Below are 12,127 nucleotides of genomic sequence, written 5' to 3' on the forward strand. Positions count from 1 at the left end.
AACGTATTAGATAATGGTAACATCGAGTTATGGGACAAGATGGGTAAGTGCTTCATGGGATTAATAAACGATGGGATTCTTTCTTGACTACGCCGTAACATTCGCAAGCATTTGATTCCAATCCCAGGCGATCGATTACCGTGATGTGACCCCGGCGGTAACTAATGAATCCTGCGCGCTGTAAATTACCGGCGGCTTCCGTGATGCCTTCGCGGCGAACCCCGAGCATGCCGGCAATCAATTCCTGGGTTATGGTCAATTCATTTGAAGGTAATCGATCCAGGGTTAACAAGAGCCAGCGGCACAGTTGCTGTTCCACCGAATGATGACGGTTACAAACGGCGGTTTGAGAAATTTGGGTCATTAATGCTTGTATATATCGCAGCAGCAAATTTCTCATAGGTCCGGCGCGATTAAATTCTTCCATCAGCAGTTGCTCTTTCAGACGGTAACCGTAGCCGCCGGTATGAACACTGGCCCGGTTAGGTGTGGTTTTGCCGCCCATTAACAGTGAAATGCCGACAAAGCCTTCATTGCCTACGCCCGCAATTTCTGCTGCAGCCCCATTTTCCAAGACATAGCTCAGAGACGCGATGGCGGTGGTTAAGAAATAAACATGCTGCAATTGATCGCCGGACTCATACAGTACTTTGCCTATCGGCATGGATACCCATTCCAGATGCGGAGAAATACGGTCGAATGTTTCCGCGGGTAGTGCAGCAAGAAGATGGTTTTGCTTGGGGGAATGTGGTTCGGGGATTGGTTTAGCCATTATTTTTCCTCTTGACCGTATGGTTTTTTCGTTGAAAAACAGCTTAACAACAAGGAATGAGGCCTAAATGGTCAAGATTACGAAGAAAGTTATAACAGAGTCCTTCTCAGAAATATCTCTATATCGGATGGCAGATTACTTTAAGAGTTAAGTTTACATTACCCAAGTGACGGCTTATGTACGATGGCACACAGACAACAAAGTTATTTTGACATACTGTTTTATCAATAATGACTGACTTCATTACATCTGGTTGCTTTTGGCACCGGTATTTACATTTTTCGCCTGCCTGTTTTTTATATCACTTAAAGAATAAAGTCCTGGCCTTCGTTCATGCTGCTGACAATCTTCTACTTGATTTTTTGCCTCTCGAAGATTGTAAACAAGCACTCTTGAATTGCGAGAAATTTGAGTTTATGTCTGTTGACTTTGAGGTGAAAGTAATCGGTATTTTCAGTGCTTTAATGGCGAAGACAGCTGACAGAGCGGTTTTTTACAGCCGGCCTGAAACCGCCTTCTGGTGTGTTATCGGACAAAAAGACAGTTTTATACGATGCCTTGGGTAGCAATATCGGGGGTGCCGTTCTATTTAAGGGTTAGGAGAGCACATGTCACATCAAAAAATTAATCGCTACCACGCCATATCAATGCGTTTGTACTTAACGTATTTAAGCTTGATCTGCTTGTTGGCTATTTCCGGCTGCAGCCAAAATGACACGACTGCTCAAAATAAAACAAAGCAGAAAGAGCAGGGGGCTTCCATTACTAAGCCGATGCACAAAGAGGTTGGCGAAGCCTCTTGGTATGGGCCCGGTTTACAAGGTAAGGAAACGGCGAATGGAGAGACTTTTAATCAAAAAGAGCTGACAGCCGCTCACCCAAGTTTACCGATGGGCACCAAGGCTAAAGTTACCAATCTTGAAAATGGTAAGAAAGTTAATGTGACAATCAATGATCGCGGGCCGTTTGCAGAAGATCGCGTCATCGATCTGTCTCGTGCCGCTGCAAAAAAACTGGATATGGAAAAAGACGGAACAACTCAAGTCAAAATTGAGACCCAATCGACCAAAAAGAAACCTGATTAGCAAGATGTTTCAGCAACAGCCTTATTCCGGCAGAGATTCCGGGGCCGAAGACCGCGAAGCGGATTCAGGCCATAAGGATGTGTTAGACGCTTGGCCATCCCTGGCTTCTGGATCTCGGCAATCCCTGCCGAGATGACGATTTTTGGCTGAGCTGAAGGTTTATTTTTAATCAGGAAAAGAAAAGCGCCGTCAAGGCGCAATAAAAAGCAAAATAGAGCCGCTTTTACAAGGCATGAGCCAGTGGCATTGCCGAAATGTCGGTAACTTCAACCATGACACTCATGACCGGCGTTTGATCGGTTGCGGCTATAAACGAGCCGGAAACGGGCGGTACTAGTTCAGGATGACGGCTCACGGCCAGTGCGATGTGGTTGTTGCCGACCACTTCGCCGGTGGTTGAGTCAAAGCCTTTCCATCCGGCGCCGGGCAGGTAAACTTCTGACCAGGCATGAGTTGAGCCTTGGCCCTTCATCAGTCCTGGCGAGTATTGATAGCCGCTGACAAAGCGCGCTGCCAATCCCAGATAATGGCAAGCTTCTATGAATAAGGTTGCAAAGTCTCGGCAGGAACCGGCGTGGTGAGCCAACGTTGTCGCAGGTGACTGAACGCCGGGTTCTTCGCGTTGTTGGTAAGTAAATCCGGTGGCAATCGCTTTATTGATCCATTCCAGCAAAAGATAAGTCTCTACCACCTGACCGGGGACCCAAAATTGCCGTAACCACTGGCTTAATTGAAGTTTGTCTTGGGTGAAAATCGTTGTCAGATAAGGTCCCAAATCAATGAGTTCTGCGGCATCGTATTGAAAGGGGAAACGCACCGCGTAGTCGGCCACCAGAAAGTTTAGCGGATGGGAATCGTAGTGTTGGAGCGTCAGGTGGCTTTCGATAGAGAGCCGCTTATCGCGTTGGGTAAATGTCGCTTCAGCAACGGCGTTGTCGTAAACATCGCGTTGCCATTGCAGTTGATGAGCGGGAGCAACGATAAGCTCGGCCGATTCGATACGAATCTCATGCCCTTCGCGGGGCCGCAACAGGAGTCGGTGCGGCAGCAAAGTGACAGTATCAGCGTATTCGTAAGTGGTTAAGTGGCTAATTTGCAGTCGGCGCATCGTGGTTAGTTAAGTTGGCACTGGATAAAATCAATTTAGCACTATTACGATTTTTTTAATAAGTTTCATGACGCTGATGTGTTCGACGGTTTTCGATTAAACTTCATCATACTGCCGGAAAATGCGTCTAACAGTTACCTGTAGTTCACTCCCACCACAGCGATATGCCGTCAATCGCCGATTATTCTGCGGCAGAAACGGGGCTAACCAGCAGGTCATTTTGTACTGATTTTACATTTTTTTGACTACTCGCCACGCTCCTTGCTCTTTCGATAAGTAATTCGGAATCGACTGTGCCTTTCAAAATAACCACACCTTGAGCGGTTGTCACTTCTATATCAGATGCTTTGAACGATGAGTCGCCTGAAATAGCCGCTTTAACGGCAGAGGTAATAACCGAGTCATCAATGTATTCTGCAGCAATCTGGGCATGCTCGACTACCGACTCTTTAGCGCCTTCAATTTTTTGCTCCGCATTTTCTGTGGCTTGATCGAGTTTTTGGCCGGCGCTTTCCAGTGCACCCTTAGACGCGTCAGAGGACTCTTTAACCGCTTCTTTTGCAGCTTCGGTTTTTTCATCTAGAGACTCTTTGGCCGCTTCAATTTTTATTTCAGCTTTTTCAGTAGCCTCGTCAATTTTTTGTTCTGCCTTTTCAGCTGCTTGGTCGATTTTTTGTTCTGCTTTTTCAGCAGTGCTTTCTTGTTGGCAGCCCACCAAGCCTAAGACAGTGGCTAAGCAGCTAATTACAAGAATTTTATCGGCTAAAGTGTGTTGTTTTATTTTGCTTTTTGTTTGCATGGGGTTATTCCTTGATGTTAAGTGATTTAAGCGAGTACTCACTGAAATAGCGTTATTTCAGTATTAATACAATGAGCGTAACACTCATCCGAATAGTAGCAACAAGGTTAGTCGCGGTCTGTTCGTTATCGAACATAAACCACCTGTCATGATGCTGGGCTGCATACGAACTTTAGGAGGGATTTTTTCTTATATGAGCGCTACCGAACTGACTAATGACAGCTTTAGTGGGTAAGCTGTCTCTCAAGGTATTTATAAAACGCCAGTCTTTCCCAAATGCGATGTTTCAGATGAAGGGGCTGAGCAATAGATACAACCATGTTCGAGTTATTCGGCAAGTACGAAACAACCAATAGGAAAAAAATGGCCAATGCCGACTATCAGAATTATCCAATGAAACGATGAAATACGTCTTAAATAAACCAGGAATTAATTATGGAAACGATAGATAAAATATCCAATTCAGCGCACGAAGCTTACGACAAGGTGGCCAGTGCCGGCGCTCACGCAGCAGAAGTTATGAACGAGAAAGGTGAGCAATTAAAAAATGCCGAGCAGCAATTGGTTAAAGATTGTCGCGGTTATATCAGCAAAAACCCAATCACGTCCGTTGGCATTGCGGCAGCGGTTGGCTTCTTTCTGGGCCGATTGCTGAACCAACGTTAATCAACCCATCATCATTAATTCGAGATGCCTTAAAACAGGCATCTTAGACCGAGGAAGTTATCATGGATACCATAAAAAATGCCGCTAATTCAGCCCACGAAACGGTTGATAAGATTGCGAATGCGACGAATCAGGCCGCAGAAGCGCTTGGCGAAAAAGGCGAGCAACTGAAAAATTGTGAGCAACAGTTAGTTGAAAATTGCCGAAGTTATGTTCACGAAAACCCACTGACCGCGCTAGGTATCGCAGCAGCAGCCGGCTTTGTTTTGAGTCGTTTGTTAAGTCGACGGTAGGACAGGCTTCAGAAAGTATGAACAAAGAAGCCGTTAAAAATAAGATTCCGGAACAAACTGTCAAAGCAGGTGACCCGCTAAATGATGCCGGCGTGTTGGAAATTGCCCAATTGTTATGGGATGAGCTGCGTGAATTAAGTGTCGATCGCCTCCATCTCGCGGCGCTTGAAATGCAGCGGGCTGTTGATGGCCTGGTGTCTATGGTCATATCCGGCGTAATGATTGCCGTTTTATTGTTGAGTGCGTGGTTGGGGGCGCTGGCCGCCGTCGTGTTAGTGTTGATAGAAAACGGTGTTACGGTAAGCAGTGCCATCTTACTTGCAGTCGCGGCAAACTTATTCCTGACATTGATCCTGTTTGCCGCTATACGCCGTAAGCGTCGTTTTTTTCAATTCTCATCAACTCTCCGCAGTCTTCAACCCATAACACCCGAACGATTGGATGCAGAAAAGTCATCATGAAGAACTATTTTCTAAAGCGGCAAAAGGCTAAATCTTTAACGGCCCAAATCATGGCAATGGAACGGCAGATATTACATCGGCAACACGTTATTCATAGGCGTGGTGATAGCTTGGTCAAAAAGCTCCGTCAACAACTGGCTGAGCCCACCACTTTTCTGTTAGCCGGCGGCATAGGCTTTATCTTTGGTGAGCTTACCCAATGCCAATCCATCCCTTCATCGAGCACAACCGATCAGTCAAAAACTGACGAAACCTCACCACTGATCAACGCGCTTAACTTAATTACCACAGCCCGTACTTTGTATATGGCCTTGCCGATAGCTTGGATGATGAAGGGGTCTAAGCATCAGAAACAGTCGCCTGATCAGTGAAGGCGATGATTTTTCAATGTTGGATTTACCCAGCCGCTAGCTCTTTTTGCTTGTAACAAGCATCAGACCTACGCCGGCCACTATCGCCCCTACACCCACCCAAACCGGGATATTTACTTTTTTGGTGTCTTTAACCGTCAGCTCAAATGGACCCAGTTTGGCTTCCTGGGTTTCGCGGGTATAACTGAAGCTGCCATAGACAAGCCCTAACACGCCTGAAGCGATTAGTACCAAAGCCAGCATTTTGATTGCACTCATTTTTTATTCTCCGATAAAGAACATAGTTAGAGTTCGGTATTGCCACCGAACTCTGTCTCGGCGACTTAGACGACTCGCTTGCCTCTGATTATTCGCAAGACAACGACAATGACGGCAACAACTAAAAGAATGTGGATAAATCCGCCCAGTGTGTATGATGACACCAAGCCAAGTATCCAGAGGATAACTAAAATAATGGCAAGAGATTCAAGCATTTTTTTCTCCTTAGAAAGCCATCAACTGACTGCTCAATGAGTTGTAGAAAAACAAATTACGGATCGATGTCGATGGCCGTACTAAAAACCGGTAAGTGTTAAGTTGATTTTTTCTGATCAAGGCTTTTAATACATCCGGCTGACTTTGTGCTGCAGAGTTGATCCGGGGCTTCACGGATCAACAATGTTTGTATCAGATGCTGTCTTTGATGTCTTCTTTAAGGTCACCCAAGCCCGATTGGACTTTACCGACGTTCTTTTGAACATTGCCTTCTATTTTCAGCGCATCATCATCAAGTATCACACCCGCTGCTTCTTTTACTTTACCTTTAACTTCTTCGATGCGGCCTTTTATTTGATCTTTGTTCATGAGACTCTCCTTATAATTGAGTCAGGACAAAATGGACATGACTAAAGCGTGGAGTAGTATTAATCGTCCATCACTTCAGTTTGAACGATACAAGTAAACTCAACTTTTGTCGGTACGGTAACGAACATAGTTGATTGTTTCAGCGATTTTAGTTTGATTGAACCTGACTCTTAAAAATCACAAGAATTAGACGGGCTTGGCGGGCTGGGTTTAAGCAACCCTTCAGCTTTTCCGGACAGATCAAATATTATGACTTATCAGTATTAGAACCGCCGACAACTTCAGCATCATGTTTTTCAATTGCCGACTTGTATTGATCTCGTATGAGTTTAATGTCGGCATCATCACAATCGATATCTATTAACAATCTATCCGCAGTACTTCTGCTCAGGCGGTTGCTTCTCCATTTTCTTTCAAATCCACCTGATACCGCGATGCCTGTCAGGACGGCCGATATTGAAGTCAGTATGCTGGGTAATGTTTGATTATCCGATGCTTGCAAGATTGCCCCCGCGGCGACGCTGGAGACGATTGATCCGAATAGAGATAAATGATGGACAAAACTCCATAGTTTTTGTGCATTGTTTCTTTGATTGCGCCAATGCTCAATTGAGTTCTTCAAGCTTTCTTTTTCGGGCACGGTTGCAGTCATAAGTTATGGGGGTGAGTAAAATGTTTTGTCAAAATACCGATTAATCGTTCTGGGATAAATCGGGTTATCTGTGTCGGTGATGTTAATTTATGAATGATTATTTGTCATCAGCCAATCACAATTGACTAAATCAGTTGCTTCAGTGAATGTGAAACGGTAACGTAAAGCCATGGTTGCCGCCAAGCAACCTCAAAGTTGACCCAAATGAGGGATATAACATTGTTTTAAGTATCTGCTCACCGCCTCCAATTTATTGGGTGTAGGTGTTTGATTGAATAGGCCTCTGCAACAGTGACGTATTGATGCGTTCTTTTAAATCAAGCACCTGCGCCCATCATTCAAAGCGGGCGAGTAGTTACATAAATTCCAACTTTAAGTTAAAAATCAGAAGCTGGATTAGAAAAAGACTGGCGCTGATTTACAGCTCAGTATCAACATAACTATCGCCCTGGAGGGGCTAATGCTGGACTTTTTAAAACCGAAGAACGTTAAGGTGGCTGTTGCAGTTGCGCAGCTATTCCGTCCATCGCTTCATGCTATAGAGAGCAGTCATGGCGGCGTTTTGCCTGCATCAGCATTACAGGACGATTATTTGATCGGCTATTTGGCGGGGGCTATAGCGGTAGCTGCGAATTTTGCAGGCATAGTCAATCCTAAGCTTAATGGGCTTACCAATCTCCATTTTTTTGAGCGATTGTTCCCTCGTCATGGCTTGAATATTTGTCGTGCACACCCGGAAATGCTGGAAAATTCGGATGAATATTTAAAAGCTTATCAAGACGGGATTACGGATTTTAACAAGATGGCAGGGAATTTAGGGACGATGGATTTTAAAAGCCTGTCTGGGAGTTTAGCTGAGTTGACCCATTTGAAAGAGCATATCGAACAGGTCTACCCTCTCGAATAGGCTGTTTTTAGAACTTGACGAAGTCACGCGCCCATTCCGACAAGCTGCATTGTTAGATGGATTGGAAAGTTTTACACGCTGATTGACAGTTCAAGCCTTACCCGATAACAAATGACTCAACGTCGGATGCTCACAAATCCTGTTTTACGTCTGGCTTTAAACTAGGCCAATGAGCGAAGGCAAAAATCCAAATCATGATAATGTTCACGACAGGGATTAGCAGGCACAAAACCCAGGCTTGATGGTGACCGGCTTTAGCCAGAATTTTGCTGCCTAACCAGAGGACAAAAAGCACCATGACGGTCAATAGAAAAAATGCCATCAAGATTCTCCTGGTTTGTCTTGTTGATTTGGCCAAGGCATCAGGCCCAGTTGCAAAAAAATCAGTAGCAAACCGAAACCCGGTAAAAACACCAGTAAGGCCCAGGCAGGATGAAACCCCGCTTTTCGGTAAATTAAACAGACGGGAATTACGATCATTAACGCGACGATGATGACGCGTCCCATTTCCGGAAACATATCCACCTCCACTGGTTATCTATAAGTTAAGTCGCCAAAATAAACGAAAATAGCGTTAAAACGATCTGTCTCTGTTCGATTATTTGAAAGTAGTATACAACGTTAAAGATTAAGTTTGATCCGCTCGAAAATCCAGCAGCAATTCTCAATTTTAAGGAAATAAAGGGCTGGGGAAGCTTTTTTTAGGATGTCTGCAGCCGGGGTCCTGCTGTCAAGCCCCATGGAAGCAATTACGGCGTTCCTCGAAAGGCTTTTTCCTGCCCAAAAAGACGCTAAATATATCAAACTGGGAATTGCTGCGAATCCAGAGCGCTTAATCAGGTTTTTCCATACATTCTTTGATTAAGGGTATCCAACGTATTTTCGTCAATCGCGGGGTTGGCTCAATGATTCGCTTAAGCGTTATTAAAAAAATAGCTGCTCCATATCATCCAGGTTGTCCGGTACGCATTCCTGATCGTCTTCCAGCACTAAATGCTGCCATTCAATGTGATCAGCTAGTGGCAGGTCATCCGTACAGCCATAATCAATTTCATCGTTATCACTATTAAACATGACTATTCTCCAGGTTAGTTTGTCAGATTGACCCCATTCTTGATTCTTTGGTGTCACCGTCACTCATCAAAAGTTAATTCAATCTTTGTGCCAATCCTGCAGTACGCTATTTATCGACTCTTTAACGGTAGTCCAGTAACAAAACTGACAGATTTAGCAATGGAACTGCCAATTGTGTCAGTAAGGTGTCAGATGACGGGTGAGGCCGGCAGTGTTTGATTTGATAAAACCTATCTACGCCGATGAATGAAGCCTAAGTGCGAGAATTGTTTCAATTTGCAAAGGCCGCTCGCTGTGTTGCGGATGAGCGCAGTCAACGCGATGGTCGACGAGCAAGCGATGCAGTTCATGCTGATCGAGGAAAATATTGATTGGTAATGGTTTGTGCTACAGCTTTCGCAAGAAGCGAACGATTTGTGGTGGGAAAGATTCGGTATTCATGTTTTGGCGAAAACGGTTTTGCCAAGTAAGACGGCGCCTCTGCCATTGTCTCGCGCCAGAGGAATGGGTCGATGCAGGTATAGTGGGAACTATCAGGTGGGCGTTTTGCGATTCTGTATCGAGGGGATATAGCCGCAATGATCAACACTCGGCTGAATTTGCCTTAGGGTAGTTGTCACGATGAGGGGCGCTGTCAGAAAGTGGTGTTACTAAACGAAAAGTGGATGTCAAATCATTTAGCTTTTGTACGCCCTCACTTCAACGCTTTTGTAAAAAAGCACTCTGATGGCTAGTGTCCGCTTTTAAGCTCCTGATTTTTTAAACCTCTTTCGGTAATTTCATGGTAAAGACTCGTTATTTTTCCTATTAACTCTTGGTATTCGGGGTGCCGGTGTCCCATTGGCATAATTTCCTGGGCATCGGCAAATACTTCCTTCAAGAACTCAATATCATAGTCTTCAAGACACTCGCCATTATCTACTTTTTCTTTAATTGACAAAGCTCTAGGCAGTCTTTGCTTTTCAAAACGCTCAAGAAGAACTGAAATAACGCCTAAATCAACTGATGAATTCATACATTTATCTTTTAGTAATAGTGGTTGTGAATGTTAAGACAAAAATGCAACGCCCTTGATAAGGGTAAGATGTTATAGTTTCAGGCTAAAAAAATAATTGTGGCGTTCATTGAGTCAATTTAATCTATCTAAACTGGATAGAAAACATACCACATTTTTAGTGTACTTAAGCAAAATAAATTTCTCACAAATACTATGCTCCGGCCTGTAAGCACTGTGCATCAGTCATTGTTAAGCTGGCTTAAAAAACGACCGGCATTATTTAATAAGCCCGTATATAATCACGCGGGACTTGATTTTTACCTTAACTCGAAATTTTGTGAAAAGGATGTAGGAGCAGCCGCACGATGACTATCGAATTCATGATTAACTTTGTTTTACAGTTTCTTGGAGCTGGGTTGGTTTTTTTCCTCGCTTACCGGTCATTCCAGAAACGCCGGATTCAGTTAGGCGCAGAACCAACACTTCCTCAATACTTTATTCGCAGGAGCACTTACTGGGCGGGGATGGCATCTTACTGCATGGTTATGACAGCACTTTATTTGTTGCTAACCTGGCGGTGGCTACCTTTGGAGCCGTTGGTCACACATATTTTGGAAAACCTTCGTTCCGGTGAATTGCTGAATCTTTTGATGGGACTGGACGGGGGCACCATCATTCCTTTGATAGCTGCCGGACTGTTTCTTTTTTTTATCGCCTGGGAAAACAAATTTAACCCGCTATTGATTTTAAGGGACAGTATCCATGACGCTTTCGCAATCCCAACCAAGGCGGTAGAGGTCTACAATGCTTTAATTTCATCCAGATTGTCGGCGATCGACGATAATTTAAAAAAACAAATAGCAAATCGCTTGCTGGTTCAGAGTATCGATCCTGGCGATTTTGACAAATCCAGTGCTACGGTTGAATACAAGTGGGCGCATAACTGTCTTCTTTTTGACCAGATACAGAACTACGCCAACCAATCCTCTTACCGTCGTTTTTTCAATGAACCGTCGTTGAAATGGGGGGAAATCTGTATTTCCTACAATGCAATGTCGGAAAAAGTGATCGTCTGGAAAGAAGCGGAACCGCACTACACCAAGACCTTAAATCTGATCAAGGAGCTGGATAATCTAACCGGTCTGCTCTGCCGTTTACTGGCCTCTCTGGTCGTGTTCGGAAGCGCCAGCGAGAGTGATATATGGGCATCCGTAAAGCAGCTGGGTGGTCGTGTTCATCAGGCCCGCCTGAAACACACTTACAAGTATGTTCTGCTATTTACGGCCGTCACCACTATCGGAGTTATGTTAGGCAGGGAGATTTCTGTTTCATTGCACAACGCATTTTTGTTTCCGGATAAACCGTTGCCGCATTTTGATGGTAATACCTTACGCTGGATTGCTTACGTCATCCCGATCTATGTCCTGCCGATAACGTTGGTGTTTATTTCACGGACACTGGCGTTGAAACACCAACAAGATGAATCCGATCGAAATTATGGGTTCTATTTGGCAATGATGATAGTTGGGTTCATTGTCAGTACCACGTCCTCTGTACTGGTTCTTGAACTGACGCACTACCGTAAAGAATATTTCAATTTTCTGGAAAGCTTCATGCAACATATGCGGTGGGGAATTTTACCGGCACTGATGTCCGGTTTTGTCGCTTACCGAATGGATACACCCGCGAGTGAAAAGGAAGACCTGGGAAAACTGGTTTTGGAGGCTTTCTTACGTTTTCTCGGTTGGGGAGCGATCGCTGTCATTATCATGCTTTATGCGACTGACGACATGATCATCGAAGAGATCAATCTGCGTTTTACTCTTGTCGGCACGTCCTTCTTCGTACTGGGTCTGTTGGGAGCATCTGCTCGCTTTAAAACGACAACGCGGTTTGATTAAGACGGTTTACAGGTCCGCTGTTTTTTACACCAAACCAGAAACATTGGGTGCGCCGAACTACTCCCTTTTGATTGAAAAACCGTCTAAGAATAGAAGGTATGGGATGTGTCTATCGAGGACCGCCGTGAACCCCTCCATGGGGGCTTGACGGCAGCAATCCCTGCTGCCGACATCCTCGCTAGCCACACCCCATACCTT

Annotated in this window: 20 protein-coding genes; 9 read left to right on the forward strand and 11 right to left on the reverse strand. The window is 44.7% G+C overall.

The window, feature by feature from the left end:
• Positions 1–52: 52 nt before the first annotated feature.
• Positions 53–772: a Crp/Fnr family transcriptional regulator gene (locus Q7V32_RS01945; RefSeq protein WP_304895307.1), complete on the reverse strand. Its 720-nt coding sequence runs from the start codon at positions 770–772 to the stop codon at positions 53–55.
• A 683-nt stretch (positions 773–1,455) separates the two neighbouring features.
• Here Q7V32_RS01945 and Q7V32_RS01950 point away from each other — a divergent pair.
• On the forward strand, positions 1,456–1,857 hold the full coding sequence (locus Q7V32_RS01950) for a septal ring lytic transglycosylase RlpA family protein (RefSeq protein ID WP_304895308.1): 402 nt from the start codon (positions 1,456–1,458) through the stop codon (positions 1,855–1,857).
• A gap of 4 nt (positions 1,858–1,861) precedes the next feature.
• Positions 1,862–1,993, forward strand: a complete 132-nt coding sequence (locus tag Q7V32_RS01955) for a hypothetical protein (RefSeq protein ID WP_304895309.1) — start codon at positions 1,862–1,864, stop codon at positions 1,991–1,993.
• A gap of 87 nt (positions 1,994–2,080) precedes the next feature.
• Here Q7V32_RS01955 and Q7V32_RS01960 read toward each other — a convergent pair whose 3' ends face one another.
• Together Q7V32_RS01960 and Q7V32_RS01965 are read right to left on the reverse strand one after the other, a co-directional pair.
• On the reverse strand, positions 2,081–2,965 hold the full coding sequence (locus Q7V32_RS01960; protein WP_304895310.1) for a transglutaminase family protein: 885 nt from the start codon (positions 2,963–2,965) through the stop codon (positions 2,081–2,083).
• 181 nt (positions 2,966–3,146) lie between these two features.
• On the reverse strand, positions 3,147–3,764 hold the full coding sequence (locus Q7V32_RS01965; protein ID WP_304895311.1) for a BON domain-containing protein: 618 nt from the start codon (positions 3,762–3,764) through the stop codon (positions 3,147–3,149).
• A gap of 435 nt (positions 3,765–4,199) precedes the next feature.
• On the opposite strand from Q7V32_RS01965, the gene Q7V32_RS01970 reads away from it, so the two are divergent.
• From Q7V32_RS01970 to Q7V32_RS01985, 4 genes are all read left to right on the forward strand, one after another.
• Entirely contained in the window at positions 4,200–4,430 is a 231-nt protein-coding gene (locus Q7V32_RS01970) for a YqjD family protein (RefSeq protein ID WP_304895312.1), read from the forward strand.
• A 62-nt stretch (positions 4,431–4,492) separates the two neighbouring features.
• Entirely contained in the window at positions 4,493–4,723 is a 231-nt protein-coding gene (locus Q7V32_RS01975) for a YqjD family protein (RefSeq protein ID WP_304895313.1), read from the forward strand.
• A 17-nt stretch (positions 4,724–4,740) separates the two neighbouring features.
• On the forward strand, positions 4,741–5,184 hold the full coding sequence (locus Q7V32_RS01980) for a phage holin family protein (RefSeq protein ID WP_304895314.1): 444 nt from the start codon (positions 4,741–4,743) through the stop codon (positions 5,182–5,184).
• Positions 5,181–5,555, forward strand: a complete 375-nt coding sequence (locus Q7V32_RS01985; protein ID WP_304895315.1) for a hypothetical protein — start codon at positions 5,181–5,183, stop codon at positions 5,553–5,555. The genes Q7V32_RS01980 and Q7V32_RS01985 overlap by 4 nt, the downstream gene beginning before the upstream one ends.
• Before the next feature lie 36 nt (positions 5,556–5,591).
• Here the strand turns inward: Q7V32_RS01985 and Q7V32_RS01990 are convergent, their stop codons facing one another.
• The 4 genes from Q7V32_RS01990 to Q7V32_RS02005 all read right to left on the reverse strand — a co-directional run bounded on the left by Q7V32_RS01990 (position 5,592) and on the right by Q7V32_RS02005 (position 7,050).
• Complete coding sequence (locus Q7V32_RS01990) at positions 5,592–5,813, reverse strand: hypothetical protein (RefSeq protein ID WP_304895316.1); 222 nt, start codon at positions 5,811–5,813, stop codon at positions 5,592–5,594.
• 65 nt (positions 5,814–5,878) lie between these two features.
• Positions 5,879–6,028 carry a lmo0937 family membrane protein gene (locus Q7V32_RS01995; RefSeq protein ID WP_304895317.1) on the reverse strand — a complete coding sequence of 50 codons (150 nt, stop codon included), beginning with the start codon at positions 6,026–6,028 and terminating at the stop codon, positions 5,879–5,881.
• A gap of 193 nt (positions 6,029–6,221) precedes the next feature.
• Positions 6,222–6,398 carry a CsbD family protein gene (locus Q7V32_RS02000; protein WP_304895318.1) on the reverse strand — a complete coding sequence of 59 codons (177 nt, stop codon included), beginning with the start codon at positions 6,396–6,398 and terminating at the stop codon, positions 6,222–6,224.
• A 247-nt stretch (positions 6,399–6,645) separates the two neighbouring features.
• Positions 6,646–7,050: a hypothetical protein gene (locus Q7V32_RS02005; RefSeq protein ID WP_304895319.1), complete on the reverse strand. Its 405-nt coding sequence runs from the start codon at positions 7,048–7,050 to the stop codon at positions 6,646–6,648.
• Positions 7,051–7,510: 460 nt separating this feature from the next.
• On the opposite strand from Q7V32_RS02005, the gene Q7V32_RS02010 reads away from it, so the two are divergent.
• On the forward strand, positions 7,511–7,957 hold the full coding sequence (locus Q7V32_RS02010) for a hypothetical protein (protein ID WP_304895320.1): 447 nt from the start codon (positions 7,511–7,513) through the stop codon (positions 7,955–7,957).
• A 130-nt stretch (positions 7,958–8,087) separates the two neighbouring features.
• On the opposite strand, the gene Q7V32_RS02015 is transcribed toward Q7V32_RS02010, so the two are convergent.
• The 3 genes from Q7V32_RS02015 to Q7V32_RS02025 form a co-directional block, all read right to left on the reverse strand.
• Positions 8,088–8,279, reverse strand: a complete 192-nt coding sequence (locus Q7V32_RS02015; RefSeq protein WP_304895321.1) for a hypothetical protein — start codon at positions 8,277–8,279, stop codon at positions 8,088–8,090.
• The gene (locus Q7V32_RS02020; RefSeq protein ID WP_304895322.1) at positions 8,279–8,476 is read right to left on the reverse strand and encodes a hypothetical protein; all 198 of its coding nucleotides are present in this window, start codon (positions 8,474–8,476) and stop codon (positions 8,279–8,281) included. The genes Q7V32_RS02015 and Q7V32_RS02020 overlap by 1 nt, the downstream gene beginning before the upstream one ends.
• Positions 8,477–8,881: 405 nt before the next feature.
• Positions 8,882–9,031, reverse strand: a complete 150-nt coding sequence (locus tag Q7V32_RS02025) for a hypothetical protein (protein WP_304895323.1) — start codon at positions 9,029–9,031, stop codon at positions 8,882–8,884.
• Positions 9,032–9,277: 246 nt separating this feature from the next.
• Between Q7V32_RS02025 and Q7V32_RS02030 the strand changes: the two genes are divergently transcribed.
• Positions 9,278–9,409, forward strand: a complete 132-nt coding sequence (locus Q7V32_RS02030) for a hypothetical protein (RefSeq protein WP_304895324.1) — start codon at positions 9,278–9,280, stop codon at positions 9,407–9,409.
• A 352-nt stretch (positions 9,410–9,761) separates the two neighbouring features.
• Here the strand turns inward: Q7V32_RS02030 and Q7V32_RS02035 are convergent, their stop codons facing one another.
• Positions 9,762–10,046: a hypothetical protein gene (locus tag Q7V32_RS02035; RefSeq protein WP_304895325.1), complete on the reverse strand. Its 285-nt coding sequence runs from the start codon at positions 10,044–10,046 to the stop codon at positions 9,762–9,764.
• A 347-nt stretch (positions 10,047–10,393) separates the two neighbouring features.
• Here Q7V32_RS02035 and Q7V32_RS02040 point away from each other — a divergent pair, with 347 nt between their 5' ends.
• Positions 10,394–11,929 carry a hypothetical protein gene (locus Q7V32_RS02040; protein WP_304895326.1) on the forward strand — a complete coding sequence of 512 codons (1,536 nt, stop codon included), beginning with the start codon at positions 10,394–10,396 and terminating at the stop codon, positions 11,927–11,929.
• Positions 11,930–12,127: the final 198 nt, after the last annotated feature.

The sequence above is a fragment of the Methylicorpusculum sp. genome, assembly GCF_030651835.1.
GTDB lineage: Bacteria > Pseudomonadota > Gammaproteobacteria > Methylococcales > Methylomonadaceae > Methylicorpusculum.

Excerpts from the sequence above, each read along its gene's own strand:
- Q7V32_RS01945 (WP_304895307.1), bottom strand. The coding sequence starts at position 772 with ATGGCTAAACCAATCCCCGAACCACATTCCCCCAAGCAAAACCATCTT.
- Q7V32_RS01955 (WP_304895309.1), top strand. The coding sequence starts at position 1,862 with ATGTTTCAGCAACAGCCTTATTCCGGCAGAGATTCCGGGGCCGAAGAC.
- Q7V32_RS01960 (WP_304895310.1), bottom strand. The coding sequence starts at position 2,965 with ATGCGCCGACTGCAAATTAGCCACTTAACCACTTACGAATACGCTGAT.
- Q7V32_RS01965 (WP_304895311.1), bottom strand. The coding sequence starts at position 3,764 with ATGCAAACAAAAAGCAAAATAAAACAACACACTTTAGCCGATAAAATT.
- Q7V32_RS01970 (WP_304895312.1), top strand. The coding sequence starts at position 4,200 with ATGGAAACGATAGATAAAATATCCAATTCAGCGCACGAAGCTTACGAC.
- Q7V32_RS01975 (WP_304895313.1), top strand. The coding sequence starts at position 4,493 with ATGGATACCATAAAAAATGCCGCTAATTCAGCCCACGAAACGGTTGAT.
- Q7V32_RS01980 (WP_304895314.1), top strand. The coding sequence starts at position 4,741 with ATGAACAAAGAAGCCGTTAAAAATAAGATTCCGGAACAAACTGTCAAA.
- Q7V32_RS01985 (WP_304895315.1), top strand. The coding sequence starts at position 5,181 with ATGAAGAACTATTTTCTAAAGCGGCAAAAGGCTAAATCTTTAACGGCC.
- Q7V32_RS01990 (WP_304895316.1), bottom strand. The coding sequence starts at position 5,813 with ATGAGTGCAATCAAAATGCTGGCTTTGGTACTAATCGCTTCAGGCGTG.
- Q7V32_RS01995 (WP_304895317.1), bottom strand. The coding sequence starts at position 6,028 with ATGCTTGAATCTCTTGCCATTATTTTAGTTATCCTCTGGATACTTGGC.
- Q7V32_RS02000 (WP_304895318.1), bottom strand. The coding sequence starts at position 6,398 with ATGAACAAAGATCAAATAAAAGGCCGCATCGAAGAAGTTAAAGGTAAA.
- Q7V32_RS02005 (WP_304895319.1), bottom strand. The coding sequence starts at position 7,050 with ATGACTGCAACCGTGCCCGAAAAAGAAAGCTTGAAGAACTCAATTGAG.
- Q7V32_RS02010 (WP_304895320.1), top strand. The coding sequence starts at position 7,511 with ATGCTGGACTTTTTAAAACCGAAGAACGTTAAGGTGGCTGTTGCAGTT.
- Q7V32_RS02015 (WP_304895321.1), bottom strand. The coding sequence starts at position 8,279 with ATGGCATTTTTTCTATTGACCGTCATGGTGCTTTTTGTCCTCTGGTTA.
- Q7V32_RS02020 (WP_304895322.1), bottom strand. The coding sequence starts at position 8,476 with ATGTTTCCGGAAATGGGACGCGTCATCATCGTCGCGTTAATGATCGTA.
- Q7V32_RS02025 (WP_304895323.1), bottom strand. The coding sequence starts at position 9,031 with ATGTTTAATAGTGATAACGATGAAATTGATTATGGCTGTACGGATGAC.
- Q7V32_RS02030 (WP_304895324.1), top strand. The coding sequence starts at position 9,278 with ATGAAGCCTAAGTGCGAGAATTGTTTCAATTTGCAAAGGCCGCTCGCT.
- Q7V32_RS02035 (WP_304895325.1), bottom strand. The coding sequence starts at position 10,046 with ATGAATTCATCAGTTGATTTAGGCGTTATTTCAGTTCTTCTTGAGCGT.
- Q7V32_RS02040 (WP_304895326.1), top strand. The coding sequence starts at position 10,394 with ATGACTATCGAATTCATGATTAACTTTGTTTTACAGTTTCTTGGAGCT.